This is a genomic window from Peribacillus sp. P4_D6, assembly GCF_056401795.1.
In genome coordinates this window covers 1-930 of record NZ_JBFUIQ010000361.1, presented here as the reverse complement: position 1 = coordinate 930, position 930 = coordinate 1, and the positions used below count along the sequence as shown (strand labels likewise).

Below are 930 nucleotides of genomic sequence, written 5' to 3'. Positions count from 1 at the left end.
ACACCAGCTTGAATGGCATTTGGGTGGATGATGACACTTCTTCCCAATTCAAAATCCGCTGAAGCATGAATGACCCTGCGGACGATCTTCCATTCATCTTCAGAAAAATCATGATTGCCCATTTCTTCAGCAATGATTGAAAAGCTATAATCATATATTTTGTCAGGGTCTACCGTGAGTGGTTTAAAATCTGTTTTAAAATCCATCTTGCATTCCTCCTATTTTTCAATTAGCTGTTTATTCAACTCGGCAATGACATGATCAAAACTGGAATGAACATTTTGATAGTCGACTTCCGGTCGTGATATCATGATCGTCTCTATTCCACATTCCAACGCGGCTTCCAATTTCTCATCAACCGCACCGACCTTGCCGCTTTCTTTCGTTATCATCAATGTGACCCCATATTGTTCATATAGAGCTTTATTTAATTCTTTGGAAAATGGCCCTTGAATCGCAACGATATTTTTTTGTTCAATGCCCAGCTTTGCACATTTTTCCATATTGTCCATGCGTGGCAGCATTCTCGCTATGACTCTGGTATTCTCGAGCCCCACCAATTCTTTTGCAAACACGGCTAGGGTTTTACTTCCGGTCGTAAGCATGATGACTCCCCGTTTTTCTGCGGCAAGCTTGGCAGCTTCCTCATAATCTCGGACAACTATCAATTTATCATTCTGAAACCGTTGACTTTCACGCTCATAACGAATATAAGGAACATTTGCTGCCTTTGCTCCGTTAAGGGCGTTTTTGGATGCTTCTTCGGCAAATGGGTGACTTGCATCGACTACAGCCTGAAAACCTTTTGCAGAGATTAAAGATGTCATATCTTCTGCAGATAATCGGCCAATCCGGGTGGATATCCCTGCATCCTGCAAACTCTTAGCAGCCGATTCGGTTACAACAGTTGCCAAAACCTTGTACCCCACC

At 42.6% G+C, this 930-nt stretch carries 2 protein-coding genes; both read right to left on the bottom strand.

All coding sequences use genetic code 11. The features are described from left to right. Positions 1-206 (bottom strand): precorrin-8X methylmutase (locus tag AC1DVB_RS27590; RefSeq protein WP_477592028.1); only part of this gene is annotated, 206 nt, incomplete at its 3' end. Positions 207-218: 12 nt separating this feature from the next. Further along, complete coding sequence (gene cobK, locus AC1DVB_RS27585) at positions 219-929, bottom strand: precorrin-6A reductase (RefSeq protein ID WP_477592026.1); 711 nt, start codon at positions 927-929, stop codon at positions 219-221. Position 930: the final 1 nt, after the last annotated feature.